The organism is Pseudoalteromonas sp. MER144-MNA-CIBAN-0113, from assembly GCF_040308965.1.
Lineage (GTDB): Bacteria > Pseudomonadota > Gammaproteobacteria > Enterobacterales > Alteromonadaceae > Pseudoalteromonas > Pseudoalteromonas tetraodonis.
Window position 1 is genome coordinate 1 of record NZ_JBEOOG010000129.1, and the last position, 4630, is coordinate 4630.

A 4630-nucleotide genomic window follows, 5' to 3' on the forward strand; every position below is an offset into this window, starting at 1 on the left:
TAGATTAATAGATCATAAGCAGAACATACTTAGACCAAAAGGTGATCAGAGTTTTCACACAGTCTGGGCACAGAGCCGTCCTTCGGCTCTAACTTATTTCTGTCCAAAAGTGTTTTAGAGCGACCGTCCGCTGCTCGCTCATAGGGGCCTGCCAGATAAACCTAAGCTTAATAATTAAAAAATATCTGAACTGATGTGAATTACTTCAAATTAACCTACTAAAAACGTCTCTATTACCCGCTCTCTAAATCCGCCAAAGGCCTGTAAAAAGCTTGCTTCTTGAAGCTCAGTTTTCAGCTGATTTGATCCCCATGAAAATAATAAATCATCAATTTCAGCAATCGGCTGACTATCGGGCCTAGTGGTAGTGGAGCTTGTCTTTTTATGAGTCTCTGTTCCAAAATATTCATTCGCTATGGCGTTATTTCTTATCAGTACACAAGTGTCGGGTAGCTCTTGGTCAATTCTATTTGCAAAAGTGCTTAGTGTTTCTTCGGCTAGGGTGAATAACCAAGCTTCTTGGTTGGGCGAGCTATTTACTCTTAATATACGGCCAAGCACCTGCCTAAAATAAAGCTCGGTTTTAACTCTACTCAAATGGCAGCATACCTGTAGCCTTGGTATGTCAGTACCTTCCGACACCATGCCAACGCTTACAATCCATTGCGTGTTGCTAAAGCGAAAATGACTGATTCTATCGGCGGCATCGCTTTCTTTGTAAGTAACTATGGTTGCTGATTGATGAAAAAGGTCGGTTAGTACAGTCATTATTTGCTCTGCATGCTCAACAGAAGAGGCAACAATTAACCCTGCGGCATTGCTATTCTGCTGCCTAATAGTGGCAAGTTTACTTACCCCTTGAGCAACAATGTAATTGATTACAGCTTCGTGCTTAATTAGATCTTGGTAGGAAATCGATGGATCTTTTAGCAAAGACTTTAATGAATTATAGGTTTTAGTTTCCTGTTTTGCTGTTGTTACCGAAATTTCTTCATTATCAATTAAAACAATTTTAGGATTGCGACAAACGCCATCATTTACGGCCTGTTGCAGCGAGTAAGTGTAATTGCACTGAATTTTATTATCAGGGTCGCTATAAGTTGCTAATGCAATAGGGAGAAGGTCAGAGCGCCAAGGTGTGCCTGTTAAAGCTAACGTGAAAGCAGCCTGCTGTTGAATATTTTTAACAATATCTTGCCCCCATACATTGGCATCCTCAATGCTTGAACCAGCGCAATGGTGTATTTCATCAAACACCACTAACACGCGGTTGTTCTTTAATAGTTTCCAGTAGTCGTCATTAAAAAAGCGCATGTTTTGATAAGTATACGAGCAACCAACTGAGCCAATAATACCGTCAAAATTACAATTTAAACGTTTAGCAAACGTCTTTCTAATGCCATTTGCAACCTCACTAGAGGGTGAAAAACAAATCACAAAGTCTATTTGCTTTGTATCAAATAAATAAGCAGCAACTTCTGCCGCCAATACGCTTTTACCAGCCCCTGGTGTAGCTAAACAAAAAAAGTGTTTATGGTTTTGAGAGTAATGTTTTTTAACTACCGATAAGCAGGCTGTTTGCCAAGCCCTTAACATGGCTGTTTTTCTGTTATTTTATTACCCAGTAAAGTCTGCAAAGCATTTATTTTGCCAAGTAATTTAATCGATCTTTCCTTAGCCTGAGTGTGATGCAGTTGCAATTGTTCATGTAGTTTAGGGTAACGCGTAGTAAGGCGTTTGTACTCTTTAGCTTCTTCAAGCACGGTATTTAAATCAATTTCATATGTTAGTAAGTCTTTTTTAAGCTCTTCTTGGTACTCAGTAATTTCAAGATTTTCAGCTGTGGCGTTGGTAGAGTTATTGTTAGGAATATAAATTTTTTTTGCTCTACTTCCTCTAGAATTAGGCACAATTGCTAAATTTAAAAATAACTCCGTTTTTGAGTAAATAACTTCTTTAACTCCATTGTTTAATTTATTGGTTCGCTTTAATAGTCCTTTTTCAACATTACGAGTTAATTGACGGTATATAAACTTTCGGGTTTCCACCGCATCAGTAAACGCTGATTGTTCATGTAATAAAGCGTCTTTCGCTTGCGTTACAGTGAAGTTATCCATCTGTTTGATTACCAAAAGAAAATGTAAAAATACATTCATATTCGCTTTTTTACTCATTGCTAAACTTTACCACTCACCATAAACTTAGGATTACTAAGTATACATGCTCATGTAAAAACTAGACAATCATTTAAATGTAAGAGTTACCAAGATGAAGCAACGGTGCAGGTTAAATCCTTTTTTACAGAGCGTCTTAAAGAGGCTCGAAAGCGAATGAAAATAAGCCAAAAAGAGTTAGGTATTAAAATGGGGATGGATCCAAGTTCTGCCAGTGGCAGAATGAACCATTACGAAACAGGTCGCCATATGCCCGACTTAGCTACTTTAAAAAAGCTAGCTACCGAGCTAAATGTTCCCGTAAATTACTTTTTTTGTGAGTCAGAAGAAAGTGCAACACTGGCGTGTTTAATTGAAAAGCTAGATGAAGAAGGTAAGCGAAAGCTTATTGATTTATTGGAAGAAAAGAATTGAGAATTTATAAAGTTAATAAACTACAAAATACCTACCAAAACTAAAATGAATTAGTTATCAAAATAAAGGACTATAAAGTGATGAAAAAATTTATTACCTCATTCTTACTTCTGTTTGTGCTAACTGCATGCGCAGATTCATCTGAAGAAAAAGCCAAGTCAGTCTATTCAAAAACAATTTTGATGCTCAATCAGTTTAACGACGATAGCTTAGACTCAAAAAGCCAAACCGTACTTGGTGATAAAATAAAGTCTAATATTGATACCTTAAATACAGATTATGTTGAGACAAATATTGTATTTGAAATGCTTAATTCTGGTTTGATAGGCCAGCACAACTTAAAGCAATTTAGAGCGAGGCTAAAAGAGTTGCAGTTTGCCCAGTCAGTTAAAGTTAATCCATATCTTCTTTTAGAAGCAAAGCTTGACGATATTAATCAAGCCGAGCCAAAGCTACTTCTAAAAACACTTGGAGCGCTTTTAAGCGCGTATGCAAAAAGCAATGATCGAAAAAGCTTTAATCGTATTGCAAGCCAAGTTGCTGGGGTTGATGAGGCAAAAGAATATATTTTGCATTTACAGTTGCTCAACTTTAAAGATCAGGAAGCTGTGCGCTTACTAAAAGAAAAAAGCGACTACAAAACGTATAATGAAAAACTCTCTCTAGCAATAGCTGAAGGGTACCTTATTAATGAGCTACCTATCCCAAATGAATTAATAGATCTTTTTAAAGCTGAGTTTTACGGACAATACGCATCACAAAGATCCACTAAATTATTTGCTAAATATAACCCAACATTTAAAGCAGATTTATGTTCAGCTACTTTAGACACCATAATAGAAGAAAAAGAAGACGCAACAACAACTAATAATAAGCTTTACCACTACAATGAGGCGTTCGACTGTTACCTCACGCACTTTAATGTAGATGATAAGTTTAAAAAAGCGTACTTAACTATTATAGATATTATAAAAACGGAGCTTTCACTTTACCACCAAACTGAACATGCAGCAGGCAGAGTTCACTTTAATTTAGAGTACATTAACGAACTTGCATATAAGCACCCCATAATCTTAGATATTATTGATTTGGACAAACTTAATCAAAGTGCAGAGTCTGAGTTAATTAGAAGTAAGAATAAAAATATAAGCAGTCATGAAGCTGATAGATTCAAAAGTGAAGTTTATTACCAGGTAGCATTAGCCAAAAAAATGGTAAAGATATTAATGAATTAAACTCAAACATATTTAATCTAGTCTATTATGTGATACCAGAACGAAAGCATATGACTGACTATGAGAAGCGCCAAGTTGCAAACGTTCTTTATAAGGTCAATCAAACAAAGTCGGCAATTCGACTGCTAGATGAGAGCGATTCTAAAATTGGTATTGGCTATATGGCGGAGAAAGGTAAACACCACGAGGCGTTAATCGAATTACTTAATACCAGTGAAATAAAATCATTTAGTACTTGGGTAAAGCTAACAAGTAGCTACTTAGAAAAAGTTGATGAAGCTGATGATTTATACATATCAAATTCCACTAAGTTGCTAGATAAAATAGTTAAAAACTTAATGGACGATAATGCTCAATAGGTAACTGCAAAAAACGGCTCATAATAAATCATACTCAAGCAGTATTGAGTATGATTTATTTACTAAGCCTAAATCCCTAAAACCAGCTCATTTTCTTATCTTTTAAACCTGTTTCGCATCATTCTTTTTTAATACCAATTTATTACTAAATAACACTCAAAAAACCACGACCTTTGCGGTATGATAAGCCAATAATTTATATTGATATTCTTGCAAAGAGAGACCACATGGACGCTGCATCAAAAAAGCCTGCAACTAAAAAAGCCACAAAAAAAACACAAGTCGGGTTTGAAGAATCCCTTTGGGACGCCGCCAATAAACTGCGCGGGAGTGTTGAGTCAGCCGAATATAAGCACATTGTTTTAAGCTTAATGAATCGCCCCGTGTTTGCCAGAGACTCAATAACTTGAGAAACTGGAACTATGAAAAAATCAAATCGCTATACATC

General features: G+C 36.1%; 6 protein-coding genes. 4 read left to right on the plus strand and 2 right to left on the minus strand.

Going from position 1 to position 4630, the window contains the following annotated elements; genetic code table 11:
- Positions 1-210 precede the first annotated feature (210 nt).
- Both AAEY57_RS18695 and AAEY57_RS18700 read right to left on the minus strand, forming a co-directional pair.
- The gene (locus AAEY57_RS18695) at positions 211-1596 is read right to left on the minus strand and encodes a DEAD/DEAH box helicase (RefSeq protein ID WP_350608516.1); all 1386 of its coding nucleotides are present in this window, start codon (positions 1594-1596) and stop codon (positions 211-213) included.
- A complete protein-coding gene (locus AAEY57_RS18700) occupies positions 1590-2174 on the minus strand; it encodes a VspR family transcription factor (RefSeq protein WP_086996280.1) in 585 nt (194 codons plus the stop codon). Before AAEY57_RS18700 ends, AAEY57_RS18695 begins: the two co-directional genes overlap by 7 nt.
- Positions 2175-2279: 105 nt before the next feature.
- Between AAEY57_RS18700 and AAEY57_RS18705 the strand changes: the two genes are divergently transcribed.
- The 4 genes from AAEY57_RS18705 to AAEY57_RS18720 all read left to right on the plus strand — a co-directional run bounded on the left by AAEY57_RS18705 (position 2280) and on the right by AAEY57_RS18720 (position 4592).
- Positions 2280-2588 (plus strand): helix-turn-helix domain-containing protein, encoded by a 309-nt coding sequence (locus AAEY57_RS18705; protein WP_319021286.1) that lies wholly within the window; start codon positions 2280-2282, stop codon positions 2586-2588.
- Between the two features lie 80 nt (positions 2589-2668).
- The gene (locus tag AAEY57_RS18710) at positions 2669-3823 is read left to right on the plus strand and encodes a hypothetical protein (protein ID WP_350608517.1); all 1155 of its coding nucleotides are present in this window, start codon (positions 2669-2671) and stop codon (positions 3821-3823) included.
- 50 nt (positions 3824-3873) lie between these two features.
- Positions 3874-4182, plus strand: coding sequence for a hypothetical protein (locus tag AAEY57_RS18715; protein WP_350608518.1), 309 nt, complete (start codon positions 3874-3876; stop codon positions 4180-4182).
- A 227-nt stretch (positions 4183-4409) separates the two neighbouring features.
- Positions 4410-4592 (plus strand): hypothetical protein, encoded by a 183-nt coding sequence (locus AAEY57_RS18720; RefSeq protein ID WP_350608519.1) that lies wholly within the window; start codon positions 4410-4412, stop codon positions 4590-4592.
- Positions 4593-4630 lie beyond the last annotated feature (38 nt).

Excerpts from the sequence above, each read along its gene's own strand:
- AAEY57_RS18695 (WP_350608516.1), bottom strand. The coding sequence starts at position 1,596 with ATGTTAAGGGCTTGGCAAACAGCCTGCTTATCGGTAGTTAAAAAACAT.
- AAEY57_RS18700 (WP_086996280.1), bottom strand. The coding sequence starts at position 2,174 with ATGAGTAAAAAAGCGAATATGAATGTATTTTTACATTTTCTTTTGGTA.
- AAEY57_RS18710 (WP_350608517.1), top strand. The coding sequence starts at position 2,669 with ATGAAAAAATTTATTACCTCATTCTTACTTCTGTTTGTGCTAACTGCA.
- AAEY57_RS18715 (WP_350608518.1), top strand. The coding sequence starts at position 3,874 with ATGACTGACTATGAGAAGCGCCAAGTTGCAAACGTTCTTTATAAGGTC.
- AAEY57_RS18720 (WP_350608519.1), top strand. The coding sequence starts at position 4,410 with ATGGACGCTGCATCAAAAAAGCCTGCAACTAAAAAAGCCACAAAAAAA.